General features: G+C 50.2%; 15 protein-coding genes. 5 read left to right on the top strand and 10 right to left on the bottom strand.

What is annotated here, in order from left to right; all coding sequences use genetic code 11:
* The first annotated feature begins 58 nt into the window (after positions 1 to 58).
* The gene (gene hpt / locus V6E55_RS17685) at positions 59 to 595 is read left to right on the top strand and encodes a hypoxanthine phosphoribosyltransferase (protein WP_023293251.1); all 537 of its coding nucleotides are present in this window, start codon (positions 59 to 61) and stop codon (positions 593 to 595) included.
* 61 nt (positions 596 to 656) lie between these two features.
* On the opposite strand, the gene can is transcribed toward hpt, so the two are convergent.
* Positions 657 to 1,319 (bottom strand): carbonate dehydratase, encoded by a 663-nt coding sequence (gene can / locus V6E55_RS17680; RefSeq protein ID WP_013095615.1) that lies wholly within the window; start codon positions 1,317 to 1,319, stop codon positions 657 to 659.
* 107 nt (positions 1,320 to 1,426) lie between these two features.
* Here can and V6E55_RS17675 point away from each other — a divergent pair, with 107 nt between their 5' ends.
* From V6E55_RS17675 to V6E55_RS17660, 4 genes are all read left to right on the top strand, one after another.
* Positions 1,427 to 2,353, top strand: a complete 927-nt coding sequence (locus V6E55_RS17675; RefSeq protein ID WP_114979117.1) for an ABC transporter ATP-binding protein — start codon at positions 1,427 to 1,429, stop codon at positions 2,351 to 2,353.
* On the top strand, positions 2,350 to 3,120 hold the full coding sequence (locus V6E55_RS17670; RefSeq protein ID WP_028016718.1) for an ABC transporter permease: 771 nt from the start codon (positions 2,350 to 2,352) through the stop codon (positions 3,118 to 3,120). The genes V6E55_RS17675 and V6E55_RS17670 overlap by 4 nt, the downstream gene beginning before the upstream one ends.
* A gap of 112 nt (positions 3,121 to 3,232) precedes the next feature.
* Positions 3,233 to 3,673, top strand: coding sequence for a PTS sugar transporter subunit IIA (locus V6E55_RS17665; RefSeq protein WP_236920416.1), 441 nt, complete (start codon positions 3,233 to 3,235; stop codon positions 3,671 to 3,673).
* Between the two features lie 62 nt (positions 3,674 to 3,735).
* Positions 3,736 to 4,983, top strand: coding sequence for a polysaccharide deacetylase family protein (locus tag V6E55_RS17660; protein ID WP_236920415.1), 1,248 nt, complete (start codon positions 3,736 to 3,738; stop codon positions 4,981 to 4,983).
* Here V6E55_RS17660 and V6E55_RS17655 read toward each other — a convergent pair whose 3' ends face one another.
* The 9 genes from V6E55_RS17655 to panC all read right to left on the bottom strand — a co-directional run bounded on the left by V6E55_RS17655 (position 4,984) and on the right by panC (position 13,546).
* On the bottom strand, positions 4,984 to 6,051 hold the full coding sequence (locus V6E55_RS17655; protein ID WP_165383607.1) for a fimbrial protein: 1,068 nt from the start codon (positions 6,049 to 6,051) through the stop codon (positions 4,984 to 4,986).
* A gap of 71 nt (positions 6,052 to 6,122) precedes the next feature.
* Entirely contained in the window at positions 6,123 to 6,740 is a 618-nt protein-coding gene (locus V6E55_RS17650; protein ID WP_165383606.1) for a fimbrial-like protein, read from the bottom strand.
* Positions 6,741 to 6,768: 28 nt separating this feature from the next.
* A complete protein-coding gene (locus tag V6E55_RS17645; RefSeq protein ID WP_236920414.1) occupies positions 6,769 to 7,320 on the bottom strand; it encodes a fimbrial protein in 552 nt (183 codons plus the stop codon).
* A gap of 25 nt (positions 7,321 to 7,345) precedes the next feature.
* Complete coding sequence (locus V6E55_RS17640) at positions 7,346 to 7,927, bottom strand: fimbrial protein (protein WP_316943519.1); 582 nt, start codon at positions 7,925 to 7,927, stop codon at positions 7,346 to 7,348.
* 27 nt (positions 7,928 to 7,954) lie between these two features.
* Positions 7,955 to 10,543 (bottom strand): outer membrane usher protein, encoded by a 2,589-nt coding sequence (locus tag V6E55_RS17635; RefSeq protein WP_316943517.1) that lies wholly within the window; start codon positions 10,541 to 10,543, stop codon positions 7,955 to 7,957.
* A gap of 62 nt (positions 10,544 to 10,605) precedes the next feature.
* Entirely contained in the window at positions 10,606 to 11,349 is a 744-nt protein-coding gene (locus tag V6E55_RS17630; RefSeq protein ID WP_410493462.1) for a fimbrial chaperone, read from the bottom strand.
* A 74-nt stretch (positions 11,350 to 11,423) separates the two neighbouring features.
* Positions 11,424 to 12,014, bottom strand: coding sequence for a fimbrial protein (locus V6E55_RS17625; RefSeq protein ID WP_129996662.1), 591 nt, complete (start codon positions 12,012 to 12,014; stop codon positions 11,424 to 11,426).
* A 267-nt stretch (positions 12,015 to 12,281) separates the two neighbouring features.
* Positions 12,282 to 12,662, bottom strand: a complete 381-nt coding sequence (panD, locus tag V6E55_RS17620) for an aspartate 1-decarboxylase (protein WP_006810068.1) — start codon at positions 12,660 to 12,662, stop codon at positions 12,282 to 12,284.
* 32 nt (positions 12,663 to 12,694) lie between these two features.
* Positions 12,695 to 13,546, bottom strand: coding sequence for a pantoate--beta-alanine ligase (gene panC, locus V6E55_RS17615; RefSeq protein WP_129996661.1), 852 nt, complete (start codon positions 13,544 to 13,546; stop codon positions 12,695 to 12,697).
* Position 13,547: the final 1 nt, after the last annotated feature.

Genomic DNA, 13,547 nt, shown 5'->3' with positions numbered 1-13,547 from the left:
TGGTTTGCGTAGTCTGGGTTGGGTTTTAACTGATTAAAATCAGTGAGATATATAGATTATGAAACATATTGTTGAAGTGATGATCCCGGAAGCCGAGATCAAAGCGCGTATCGCCGAACTGGGTCGTCAAATCACCGAACATTACAAGGACAGCGGCAGCGAAATGGTGCTGGTCGGTCTGTTGCGTGGCTCTTTCATGTTCATGGCAGACCTGTGCCGTGAAGTGCATGTGCCACATGAGGTCGATTTTATGACCGCCTCCAGCTACGGCAGCGGCATGTCCACAACCCGTGATGTGAAAATCCTGAAAGATCTGGATGAAGATATTCGTGGCAAAGATGTGTTGATCGTTGAGGACATCATCGACTCCGGTAACACGCTTTCTAAAGTGCGCGAGATCCTGAGCCTGCGTGAGCCAAAATCACTGGCGATTTGCACGCTGCTGGATAAACCTGACCGCCGTGAAGTGCAGGTGCCAGTGGAGTTCGTCGGTTTCTCTATTCCTGATGAATTTGTTGTCGGCTACGGCATTGACTACGCGCAGCGTTACCGTCATCTGCCGTATGTTGGGAAGGTGGTATTGCTGGACGAGTAACTGCGGGCTGATGCCCTCACCCCGGCCCTCTCCCACAGGGAGAGGGAGAAAATCCCCGGCTTTATTTATGGTTCACATGCTTCAGCTTGAGGTTCGCAATTCCCGAACGGTAACGCTGTTCCAGCGTTTCGCGGTTTGTTGCAGTCACTTCCAGATTGCGTAACAGGCCATCATGGATACCGTACGCCCACCCGTGGATAGAGACCTTCTGCCCGCGTTTCCACGCCGATTGCATAATCGTTGAGTGGCCCAGGTTATAGACCTGCTCCATCACGTTGAGTTCGCAAAGGGTGTCCATGCGACGCTCCTGCGGCATTTCGCCGAGCAGTGAGCTATGTTTGAACCAGATATCGCGGATGTGCAGCAACCAGTTATCGATGAGCCCCAGCTCCGGGTTCTCGACTGCCGCCTGTACACCGCCGCAGCCATAGTGGCCGCAAATAATGATGTGCTCGACTTCCAGAACGTCAACGGCATACTGAACCACAGAAAGGCAATTGAGGTCGGTATGGATCACCAGGTTGGCGACATTACGGTGAACAAACAGTTCGCCGGGCTCGAGGCCGGTCAGGCGTTCGGCCGGGACGCGGCTGTCGGAACACCCAATCCACAGAAAGCGTGGGTTCTGGGCTTGCGCGAGTTTTCCAAAAAATCCGGGGTCTTCCTCCACCAGCATTTTTGACCATAGTGCATTGTTGCTAATGAGTGTATCAATGTTGTTCATGGAGGTTAGCGACCTGTAACCAAGTAATTGCGTTGCGCTACTATAGGGTAACCCGACTTTTAATGAAACCACACAACGTGTGTAAGAACTGAAGGTAAGTTAAATTCATGGCTATTGCACTGGAGCTTGAGCAGCTTAAAAAAACCTATCCGGGTGGCGTTCAGGCGCTACGCGGGATAGATCTAAAAGTAGAAGCAGGTGATTTCTATGCGCTTCTGGGGCCGAATGGCGCGGGGAAATCCACCACGATCGGTATTATCAGTTCGCTGGTCAATAAAACCTCTGGCCGGGTTAGTGTCTTTGGTTACGACCTGCAAAAAGATGTGGTGAACGCCAAGCGCCAGCTGGGGTTAGTACCGCAGGAGTTCAACTTCAACCCGTTTGAGACGGTGCAACAAATTGTCGTTAACCAGGCCGGTTATTACGGCGTTGAGCGTAAAGAGGCGCTTGAGCGTAGCGAAAAGTACCTCAAACAACTCGATCTTTGGGAAAAACGTAACGAACGTGCGCGTATGTTGTCCGGTGGTATGAAGCGCCGTCTGATGATTGCCCGTGCGCTGATGCATGAGCCAAAACTGCTGATCCTCGACGAACCCACTGCCGGTGTAGACATTGAACTTCGTCGTTCCATGTGGGGCTTCCTGAAAGATCTTAACGACAAAGGCACCACCATTATTCTGACAACCCACTACCTCGAAGAAGCCGAAATGCTCTGCCGCAACATCGGTATCATTCAGAATGGTGAGTTGGTGGAAAACACCTCGATGAAAGATCTGCTCTCTAAGCTGAAATCAGAAACCTTTATCCTCGACCTGGCGCCGAAAAGCCCACTGCCAAAACTGGAAGGGTATCAGTATCGCCTGGTGGATACCTCAACGCTGGAAGTGGAAGTGTTGCGTGAGCAGGGGATTAACAGTGTGTTCTCCCAGTTGAGTGCTCAGGGGGTGCAGGTCTTAAGTATGCGTAACAAAGCGAACCGACTGGAAGAGCTGTTTGTCTCTCTGGTGCAGGATAAACAAGGAGACAAGGCATGACGCATCTTTACTGGGTCGCGCTGAAAAGTATCTGGGCGAAAGAGATTAACCGCTTTATGCGTATCTGGGTGCAAACCCTGGTGCCGCCGGTGATCACCATGACGCTCTATTTCATCATCTTCGGAAACCTGATTGGCTCCCGTATTGGTGAGATGCACGGCTTTACCTATATGCAGTTTATTGTGCCGGGTCTGATCATGATGGCGGTGATCACCAACGCCTATGCCAACGTGGCATCGTCATTCTTTAGCGCCAAGTTCCAGCGTAATATTGAAGAGCTGCTGGTTGCGCCTGTGCCAACGCACGTGATTATCGCCGGTTACGTCGGTGGCGGCGTGGCGCGTGGTCTCTGCGTGGGGATCCTGGTCACGGCGATTTCGCTGTTCTTTGTGCCGTTCCAGGTACATTCATGGCTGTTTGTCGCGCTTACGTTATTGCTGACGGCAATCCTGTTCTCGCTGGCTGGCCTGCTGAACGCCGTGTTCGCTAAAACGTTCGACGACATCAGCCTGATCCCGACCTTTGTGCTGACGCCACTGACTTATCTGGGTGGGGTGTTCTACTCCCTGACGCTGCTGCCGCCATTCTGGCAGGCGCTGTCGCACCTGAACCCGATTGTCTACATGATCAGCGGCTTCCGCTTTGGTTTCCTTGGCATTACCGATGTGCCGCTGTTTACCACGGTGGCGGTGCTGGTGGTATTTATCCTCTTCTTCTATCTGCTGTGCTGGTATCTGATCCAGCGCGGGCGCGGTCTGCGCAGCTAACCGTCTACCCTCTGCCCGGCGACATTCTGGTTGCCGGGTATTTTTCTTTGACAGTTATCACCGAAAGCGAACCTTCACTCCGCTAAACTACTTGCCTGCTAAGGAGAGGTTTATGCTGGGATGGGTGATTACCTGCCATGATGAGCAGGCGCAGAATATGCTGGATAAGCTTGAAACCAGATTTGGCCCACTGGTGCAATGCCGGGCGGTAAATTACTGGCGTGGGTTGAGCACCAACATGCTTAGCCGCATGATGTGCGATGCCCTGCATGAAACTGATACCGGCGATGGCGTGATTTTTCTTACCGATAAATCGGGTGCGGCACCGTATCGCTCAGCCGCTTTGTTGAGTCATAAGCATGAGTGCTGTGAAGTTATCTCCGGTATAAACCTTTCCCTGCTGACGTTAATGTATCCACAGCGTGAATCATTAAGCAGCGCCGAGTTTCGCAATGCAATTGTGGCGCAGGGGGGACCGGGCGTCAGCAGCTTGTGGCACCAACAGCAAAAAAATCCTCCCTTTGTTCTGCTCCATGACCTGTATAAGAATTAAACATTGGTATTGATGCCTCATTTGTTACAATGGCAGCTGTTTTCCGTACCGAATAAGACACCATGCTATCGCGTATCCTTTTCTTGTTTTTGATGCTTATTTCTGGCGTCAGCTCAGCCAGTTTACTCAGCCAGCAAAGCCTGCCTGCTCAATATATGCAAACCACCGAAGATGCGGCGATCTGGGCGCAGGTGGGAAACAGCGTCATTAACGTTGGCAATGTGCGCGCGGGGCAGATCCTGGCCGTCGTGCCTGCGGCGGCGGATTACTATGAATTTCGCTTCGGTTTTGGTACGGGTTTTATCGACAAGGGGCACCTTGAGCCGGTTCAGGGGAAACAGCGCGTCGAGGACAGCCTTGGTGATCTGAATAAACCGCTGAGCAATCAGAACCTCATTACCTGGAAAGACACGCCGGTCTATAACGCGCCCTCCAGCGGTAGCGCGCCGTTCGGGACGTTAAGCGCCAATCTCCGCTACCCTATACTGAACAAACTCAAGGACCGTCTGAACCAGACCTGGTTCCAGATCCGCATCGGCAACCGTCTGGCATGGGTCAGCAGTCTGGATGCACAGGAAGACAACGGTATTCCGGTTATTACTTACCACCATATTTTGCGTGATGAAGAGAACACCCGTTTTCGTCATACCTCCACAACCACCAGCGTACGTGCCTTTAACAACCAGATGACCTGGCTTCGCGACCAGGGCTATACCACCCTGACCATGTATCAGCTGGAAGGGTATGTCCGAAATAAAATGAACCTGCCTGCAAAGGCTGTGGTGATCACCTTCGATGACGGGCTGAAGTCCGTGAACCGTTACGCTTACCCCATTCTGAAAGAGTATGGATTTAAGGCGACGGCGTTTATCATTTCGTCACGCATTAAGCGCCACCCGCAGAAGTGGGCACCAAAGTCCTTGCAGTTTATGAGTGTTTCGGAGCTTGAACAGATCCAGGATGTGTTTGATATCCAGTCCCATACACACTTTTTGCACCGTGTGGATGATAACCGTCAGCCCATTTTACTCAGCCGCAGTTACCACGTTATTTTATTCGACTTTAAACGTTCCCGGCGCAGTCTGGCGCAGTTTAATCCGCATGTACTGTATCTCTCATATCCGTTTGGGGGATACGACGAGAAAGCGATAAAAGCGGCGAACGATGCCGGGTTCCACCTGGCGGTGACGACGGTGCGGGGAAAGGTGAAGCCGGGGGATAATCCGTTCTTACTGAAACGCCTGTACATCTTAAGAACGGATTCGCTGGAGACGATGTCGCGGCTGATCAGTAACCAGCCGCAGGGGTGATTATTCGTACGTCAGGGTGAATGTTCCCACAGCACTGAATGCACCGGATTTAATGGCATTCCCGTCTGCTTCCAGTCTGGCGATAAAATCAAAATTTCTTACCGCAGGTAAGTTAGCATCTGTCTGTACAAAAGCTGAATTCGTATCATTAGGAATAAGCTGTTGGTTATTCGCGTCGATAATTTTCACGCCTGCCCCTGCCGCAGCATTACTGGCCAATGTATTGGCAAGCAGTTTTTTTGCACCACCAGTGATTTTTGATGTCGTTAGCTTAGTCGTGAATTTCGCCACGCTGGTGCAGTTACTCACTTGTACGGCAAACGGTACATCGCGTGTCTGGTTTTTTTGAATATCGGAAACAAAATAGTCACCCAGTTCGACGGTATTCCCTCCATCCGCAAGAGTGACGACATCACAAGTCGGTAGAACTAACGGGATCTGAAAAGTATCTTCGGTGACTTTAAAATACCATGGACGGTTATTAGAGTCGTTTGGATCCCCGAGCCCCATTAGCCCTAATGTTCCGGCAACAGGTTTGATGACGCTAACTTTATTCGGGTTGCCGTGGTAATTAGATGTTTGCCACAGTTGAATTTTGGCGTTAACCCATTTGCCATCCCAGTTACTGGGGACGTTATTCACATAGAGTTCTTTATAGGCCGTTGTATTGGTGCCAAAAGTGTGGCCAATGCCATCCACTGTTTCGATATTCACCGTGTAGACAATGCCTGGGATATTGGTTTGAAACGTTCCGTCCTGATACAGAGAACCAGCATAGACGGAAGGATCGGTCATCCCCCATTCACTGGTACCATCGTTACCTAAACTGCAGCCAATCTGGATACCTGGTGAAATATCTGTTTTAAATTGCATTAATACTGTCCCCCCAGAGCTTGGGCGTGGGGCCGCGCGAGCAGGGCCGTTGGTCGGGCCATTTACTAATGTTGTTGTCCCACCATAGCCATTTCCAAAACGACATTCGGTGGCTCCCCACACAGAGGAAACTGAAAACAGTCCTCCTGTGAGCGCTATCGCTATTATTGATTTTTTATTTAAACATCCTGTCATTGTCATAAACCTGAATATTCTCTTCCTGTGATGGGTATTACCAAAAATATGCTGTTTAGCTGGCCGGGGGATTATTCATAAATCACACTCACCAGCACATTGCTGGTAACGCGTCCTGACATCACCTGGCCGATATTCTGGTAACGAGCATAAAAGGCGTAATCGGTTAAATACGCGAAATTATTTTGCTTTGAGGTCACGTCATAGATGACATCGGAATGGCCATCCTGACTTAAAACATTCTGATGGAATGCGTCTGAAAAGATGACAATACCGACATTTTTCGCACCATCACTCTCTTGCTCTTTGTCATTAGCAAATACCTGTTTATTCCCCACAGCCAGAGAACCTGATTGCGGTGAAAAACTGAAATGTAATTTGCTTGCTGCGCCACTGGCAATATCGTCACAATCCGTCACTTGCACAGTAAAGCGCGTTCCACCTGCATCCTGGTTTGCACTGTATTTATTACTGCCATCGGTATTGAAAAACCAGTTGCGGGGAACCACTGGCAACTGAACCTGGCCGCCGTCAGACACGTTAATTTTGCAGGTATTGGCGACAATATTGGCTCTGATATTAACGTCCATCCATGCCCCATCCGCATGGGATGAGGCAGGGAACAGAGAACCTGAAATAACGGCCAGCAGCAGCCTGTATTTTTTTATAAATAACGGTGTATTTCGCATCGTCAAGCTACCGCCTGTTCTTTATGACTTATTGATAGGTGACCAGAAACGTGACAGGTGAGGTAACCGATCCTGTAGTGACATCAGCAACGGTCTTACCGTCTGCCACCACAATGCGCGAACTCAAATCATACGTCGCTGTCCCTGACGAAATAGTCACGGTTTCGGTTTGAGGTGATTTACAGCTCAACTGGGTACCAGTCGCTGAACCCCCTTTCCACAGTTCGAATGCCGTATTGTTATTTGCGCCAAAGTTCAGGCTGGACGCGGAAGAACAGCTGCCACCCGCGCCAGTGGTTGCTCTGATTGCTGCTGAGCTCACACCCGCACAGCCGGTGAAGGCAATTTTGAACGCCTCTTCGCGGGTTTTATTGGCCAGGTCGGATTTGAAGACGTCACCAAAACTAATCTGGGATGTTGGTGAGCCAGAGGCATTCTGTACCTGTGCGATACAGGTTCCCGCTTCAATGGTAGTGTTAAAGGTGGCTGAGACACTGCTCGTCCCGGTAATGGTTGCAGACGCGGCAGTGGATACTAATCCCAGAACAGAGAGGGCAAAGATCGTAGGTTTAAATTCCATTATAGGTTCTCCGTTTTCTGTCTGGTTATTCGTAGTAGAAGTTAAAAGTGGCGACGGCGCTAAACATACCTGTCGTTGCACTGCTTGCCTGGGTTTCCACCAGTTTGGCGGTTAAAGGCACTTCTTTTGCCGTGATTTCACCCGGGGTCCAGACAATACGTTTACTGTCATCTGTCGAGTTGATCTCAAAAGGCGTTGTCGGTGCCGAACTGCGTGCAATCGACACCCCGACATAACTGGCTCCGCCAGAAGCCGAGGCAATGTTGTTGGCAATGGCCGTATTCATTAGATTTGATACCGAACCACTTACGGTCGTTTTCAGTGAAGTAAGGCTGGATGGGCACTCCGTCAGGACCAGTTTGAAATCGGTTGTTGCTGTACCTGTTGCAATCGTATCGATACGGGTTTTCCCGCTGGTTCCGAGCGTAATAGTGTTGTTTGTACCATTACCTGTACCACCACTGATGGCCATATCACAGGTGGTTTCCCGGATGTTGGCAGTGAAGGTTACATCGAGATTATCCGCAGCCTGGGCGTAGCCGCAGGTAACAGATAAGAGCGTTGCTGCGTAAATACAGCGAACGAAATGATTCAAAGTGAATGTCATGAGTGAAAACTCCCTGTTATATATGAATTACATCCGGCAAAGTTGATGAGTTAAAAGCGTGGTCAGACCCGCTTTCTGTGCATTGGGTTGAATCTGATAATGCACATTACAGGCACTTTTCTGCCCATTCCCCCAGATAACCCTGAGTGTGCCTTCGTCTTCAATACCGCGAACATAGGCTTGTCCTGCCTGGCCCACGCTGCCGACGATCTCTCCTTTCTCGTTCAGCACATCGGCACCGAGAGGGATGAAGCCGTTATCAGTACGCTGGAGCTCAAGTATTGCCGAACGACCTTCGTTGGTTTCGAAATTCACCAGCACTACGGCACCGCTACGCGGTACGGCAACCGTACTGGTATTTTTCACTTCGACGTCAGCACTCATGGTGCTGGTGTCGAGACCGATACGGTTTTCACGGTAGGCGGAAAGATAAGGCATGATGGCGTAGCCGGAATTGCCGATTTCACCTTCGCCGTTGCTCAGACGTGCCCCTTTTGCGCCACTGGCTTTAATCAGTGCCAGCGAGTCGGTATCACTGATACTGCCTGGTGCCAGCGTGATCCCACCGGAATGCAGCAGCATGCCGCCGCTGTAGCTGGCGGAATATTGTTGCTGGTTGTCATCACTCGCTGAGGCGGAAAGGCTTAGCGGTCCATAAGGACTGTTATAACTGCCATAGCCGCTGAGCTGATTGAGCGTATTATCATCAGCGCGGCTATTGCTGCTCGTCACGCTGTAGTTGAAGCGGTTGTCCTCGGTATTGCCGTTTGCGGTGGTATTGAGACTCGTGCTGCCTTTGAAATCAGAGTTCAGACCTACGTTAACGCTGTTGAAACCGGCAGGGTGTTTACCCGCGCCAAACAGCGAATCGAAAGGCAGGTTGACGTTGAGGTAAACGCTGTCTTCCTGTTCACCAAACTCGTCATAGGTACGTTGCAGCGAAACGCTGTAACTGCCATAGGTAAAGGCGTTGCTATAGCCCACGGTATAGTTGGCGCTTGAACGACTGCCATCCCAGTAATCCTGCCAGCTTCCGTTGACGTACATCGAACCATAATCCACTTCACCATGGCGTAATGGCTGGCTAATGTTGACCTGAATCTGGTTCTTCATACGCTGGAAGGTGTTATACACATCCTGGCTGTCACTGCCCGGTTTCAGCGCTTGATCGCGATACTTCACGCGATCGGCCAGTGAGGCCGCATCGTGCAAGCTGAGGTAGTCCTCTGTGGAGAAGCGGTAGGCTGCCACGTTTAACGATGTATCGGTTGCCGAGAGCATCTTACTGAAGGAGAGTCGATAACTCTGGCCTGTCAGCGTGCGAAGCCCATCGATATCTGCGCTGGAATGAGTGACATCCAGCGCAAATGCACCGAGCTCTGTGTTCATGGCAAGACCCGCGAGACCCGCGTAAAAACCAGTGTCCATATATTGCAGGCCGGTATACCCGGTGAAGGTATTGTTCAGCCCATAATAGAGAGTGGCATACGCCACTTTTGGTGAGTCATGCAGTGAATCGTCATGTAACTCGCCAGCCCCAACATCCCAACGTGCGAAGCCCGGACGTAACATTTGAGTCACGGATGAATACGGGACTGAGAAGGAGCGCTTACTGCCATCGGCTTCCTCGATAGTCACCAGCAGGTCGTTGCCGTAGCCCGTGGTGCTGAGATCGGAAATCTCAAACGCACCCGGTGGCACGGTCGTTTCATAAATCTTATTCCCGCTTTGCGTCACAGAGACACGGGCGTTGCTGTTAGCAACACCGCGGATGACTGGTGCATAGTTAGATAGCCCATTCGGCAGCATGCGGTCATCGTTATAAAGACGTAAACCGCGCAGGCCGATCGAGTCGAATGCGTCACCGCGAGTGTAAGAGTCGCCAATCAGCATTTGAGCTTTAAGCGGAGTGATATCTCGTTGCAGATAAATATCCTGGTTTGAGTAATCACTTCCGTCTTTTTCATTCCAGTTCAGACTCCCGCGCGAGCGGAAACGCCATGGACCTAAATTGGCGCCATAACGTAAACCCGCATAGGCACTGTCACTGTTGCTGCCCGTACCTTCACTGTGCCAGGCGTTGAGGTCGTAAGACGCCATCGCGACAGGAATACCTTCTTCCCAAAGTGAAGGATCGACATACCCCTGAGGAAGTTTAAGCACGTACAGCTGGGGAACGGTCAGATCCAGCTCTTGTGTTGACGTGTTAAAATTCGCCGTCGCACCAGGGAATGCTTTCGCAATATCAATACAGGTTGCCGCATCACCCGAATCATTTTTTTCAAGCGATTCAGTATTAATACCGATCTGTTTCAGTATTGTTAATGTCATGCACGGCGTAGCGCGCGGTGTACCGTTATCTTTAAACTCGACTTCTGCAGTTATTTTTTCTTTGCCATTAACCGTTATTTTGGTCTGATATTTCCCGGGTAAAATAGGGTTGCCTCGTGAGAAACGACCCACGTCAATTTTGCTGCCCGTATTAAACAAAAACTGATCGTTAAACTCGACATCATCCGCTGCAGAACTGACAGTGGATTGAATATCATCCGCTATGGCATTCAGAGGTATTGCCGCACTAATAGAAAGGCAAAGAAATGAACGTCGAAAAAACATTATTATCCCGATCCGTGAGTTGCCGATAACGTACTCGGCATAGCCATGTAATATGATTATTATTAGTTGAGTGCTGCTTCGTGCTCTTGCATGCCACCAAAGTCATTAATGGATGCATAGTTAACTTTGCCGTTGCTAATGCCAGTCAGCCCTTTCACTTTCATTGTTTCGCTGGAGAACGGTTTCACAGAGCTACTCTCCACTTCATATTTTTTGCCATTAACCGTCAGAGAAGCGGAGGCAATTGATACGTTGTAAGCAGAATCATTCTTCGCCACCAGAACGACATCGTTAGCTTCTTTTTTCTGCGACCATGTCAGCTGCTTTGCTGATTCATCGGGTGAACCTTTGAGTCCATTTGGGCGGAAAAAGAGTTTGATACGTGTACGGAATGCCAGTTGCAGCATATTCTGATCGCTACTGGTTTTGGCTTTTGGTGGTACTTCCAGCACGTTAAACCAGAACAGTGATTCACGGTCTTTGGGTAATGACTGGCCGAGTGAGGTAATGCGGATAGCCTGGCCTTTTTGTGCATCTACACGAGTTACTGGCGGAGTAATGACGAACGGTAATTTAAGCTCCTGAGGGTCGGTCGTGTCACGGCCATCATCCAGCCATGACTGAACGAGTAAAGGATGTGCGCCTCTGTTTTCCAGATTCACCACAACATCTTTTGCTTTTTCAGGATAAATAATACGGGTTCCGGAGATAACAATATCAGCGTGGGCATGACATGCCATTATGCTGGTCAGCACAAAAGAGAGTGCTTTCATTCCTTTGATCATTTTTGCATTAAGCTGTCGCATATCCACTCCTGGATAATTGAGATAAACAAGCGCCCACGGCTAAGCGGGCGCATTATTAAATAAATAATCGACGATTATTCGTAGCTCATGGTGAAGTAAGCGTTCGCAGAGACTTTACCCGCAGTGACTGGGTTGGTGTCTTTCACCCAGGCAGAACCCGGAACATAAGCAACGCGGTAGTAAAGTTTGCCGGAACCGCTGGTGACAGTCGCAACCTGGGTGTTATTGTCAGGCTGACCTACCATAATACGATCGGTATTGCTGGTGGAGTTGTTATACATCGCCAGGCTTACGTTGGTTGCTGAACCTGCAACGTTAGTATCTGGATCAACGGTACCGTTAGCCACGGAACCCATGTTTTTAGACATGAAGTTTGCGGAAGCTTTAGATACAGTTCCTGGGCAGTTTGTCAGCAGCAGTTCGAAGTTTTTCGCGCCAACACCTTTGTCCAGCGTAGTGCCTTCAACGTCAGATTTTTTCACGACAGGCAGTGCGATAGTGATGTTGTTAGTGCCTTCACCGTTGTTGGTGGTGATGGTACAGGTAGTATCAGTAACAGCACCGTCAAATGTGATCAGGCCAAGATCGGTAGCAGCGAAAGAAGAAGAGGTGCCCAGTGCGAGAACGACGGTAGCAGCTGCCATGCTAATTTTTTTCAGTGACATAACAATATCCATGTAAAAGATTAAAAGGCCAAACATTGTTTTTGGCTGGTGGATAATAGTGTGCACACTAAAAAAAGTAATTTTAAATATACTTAAAGTTAAATTTAGTTATTCTTTTTCTTTAAATATACCAGACGGTTAATGTTATTGTTGCGTGGAAAGTAAATGAAATCTTAAAAAATAAAAAAGACTAGCGGGGCATTTGTTTTTGATGAATTTATCTGAAAGCCCGAATTATTCAATTAAAATATAATTCGGGCTTTTATATCAGGCAACCTGAACAGGGATCGCCTTCGCGGTGCGCTTCATGTCGTTGTCGCCTTCGAAGTAGGCCACTTTCGGCTGCCAGCGGCGCGCTTCTTCGTCGGACATCATGACGAAGCTGGCGATGATTACGATGTCACCCACGTCAGCGCAGTGTGCTGCCGCGCCGTTGACGGAGATGATTTTAGAGCCGCGCTCGGCAGCAATCGCATAGGTAGAGAAGCGTTTGCCGTTGTTCACGTTCCAGATATCAATCGCTTCATTTTCAAGGATGCCAGCCGCGTCCAGAAAATCCTGGTCGATTGCGCAGGAGCCTTCATAGTGCAGGTCGGCCTGGGTGACTTTCACACGGTGAAGCTTACCTTGCAGCATTTTGCGAATCATTACGTTTACCTTTAATCGTCCGGGTAGAAAAACTACGCCAGCTCAACCACTTTATTGTCGATAAGGCGGGCCTGACCGAGCCATGCCGCCACCAGGATCACCGCACGTTTGCTGGTCTCTGCAAGCTCCAGCAGCGTATCGGCATCGCGAATTTGAACGTCGTCAGCGCGAAGACCTTTTTCGTTCAGCGCTTGTTCGGCGAGGGCAATAATCTCTTCTGCACTCAGCTCCTTAGCCAGAAGTTGCTCAGCCATGGTATTCATGACCTTGCTTAAGCCCGGCGCGATTTTTCGCTGATCGGCCGTCAGATAGCCGTTACGGGAACTGAGCGCCAGACCGTCTTTGGCACGCACAATCGGCACGCCGACGATCTCGATATCGTAACCCATATCGGCAACCATCTTGCGGATCAATGCCAGTTGCTGGAAATCCTTCTCGCCGAAGCAGGCAACGTCTGGCTGCACCAGATTGAACAGTTTGCTGACGATGGTGGACACACCGCGGAAATGACCCGGGCGGCTCGCGCCTTCCAGCATGGTGGAAATGCCCGGAACGTCAACGTAGGTCGCCTCATCGGTACCCTGAGGGTAGATATCGGCCGGCGCAGGAGAGAAGACAATATCCGCATGGCGTTTTTTGAGCTTCTCGCAATCTTCCTGCAGGGTGCGCGGGTAGCGTGCCAGGTCGTCGGCGCGGTCAAACTGCATTGGGTTAACGAAGATACTGACCACCACGATATCTGCCCGGGCTCTCGCCTCATCGACCAGCTTCATATGGCCGTCATGCAGGTTACCCATGGTTGGGACCAGTGCGATGCGTTTACCTTCCTGACGTGCGCGACGGATGTGCTGGCGCAGCAGCGGCAGGGTTTCAATGATTAGCACA

The organism is Enterobacter sp. 342 (assembly GCF_036663495.1).
GTDB lineage: Bacteria > Pseudomonadota > Gammaproteobacteria > Enterobacterales > Enterobacteriaceae > Enterobacter.
Note: the sequence above shows the minus strand (reverse complement) of the source record. Positions and strands in the feature narration are given on the sequence as shown.

Coding starts and splice junctions, on each gene's coding strand:
- hpt (WP_023293251.1), top strand. CDS start 59: ATGAAACATATTGTTGAAGTGATGATCCCGGAAGCCGAGATCAAAGCG.
- can (WP_013095615.1), bottom strand. CDS start 1,319: ATGAACAACATTGATACACTCATTAGCAACAATGCACTATGGTCAAAA.
- V6E55_RS17675 (WP_114979117.1), top strand. CDS start 1,427: ATGGCTATTGCACTGGAGCTTGAGCAGCTTAAAAAAACCTATCCGGGT.
- V6E55_RS17670 (WP_028016718.1), top strand. CDS start 2,350: ATGACGCATCTTTACTGGGTCGCGCTGAAAAGTATCTGGGCGAAAGAG.
- V6E55_RS17665 (WP_236920416.1), top strand. CDS start 3,233: ATGCTGGGATGGGTGATTACCTGCCATGATGAGCAGGCGCAGAATATG.
- V6E55_RS17660 (WP_236920415.1), top strand. CDS start 3,736: ATGCTATCGCGTATCCTTTTCTTGTTTTTGATGCTTATTTCTGGCGTC.
- V6E55_RS17655 (WP_165383607.1), bottom strand. CDS start 6,051: ATGACAGGATGTTTAAATAAAAAATCAATAATAGCGATAGCGCTCACA.
- V6E55_RS17650 (WP_165383606.1), bottom strand. CDS start 6,740: ATGCGAAATACACCGTTATTTATAAAAAAATACAGGCTGCTGCTGGCC.
- V6E55_RS17645 (WP_236920414.1), bottom strand. CDS start 7,320: ATGGAATTTAAACCTACGATCTTTGCCCTCTCTGTTCTGGGATTAGTA.
- V6E55_RS17640 (WP_316943519.1), bottom strand. CDS start 7,927: ATGACATTCACTTTGAATCATTTCGTTCGCTGTATTTACGCAGCAACG.
- V6E55_RS17635 (WP_316943517.1), bottom strand. CDS start 10,543: ATGTTTTTTCGACGTTCATTTCTTTGCCTTTCTATTAGTGCGGCAATA.
- V6E55_RS17630 (WP_410493462.1), bottom strand. CDS start 11,349: ATGCGACAGCTTAATGCAAAAATGATCAAAGGAATGAAAGCACTCTCT.
- V6E55_RS17625 (WP_129996662.1), bottom strand. CDS start 12,014: ATGTCACTGAAAAAAATTAGCATGGCAGCTGCTACCGTCGTTCTCGCA.
- panD (WP_006810068.1), bottom strand. CDS start 12,662: ATGATTCGCAAAATGCTGCAAGGTAAGCTTCACCGTGTGAAAGTCACC.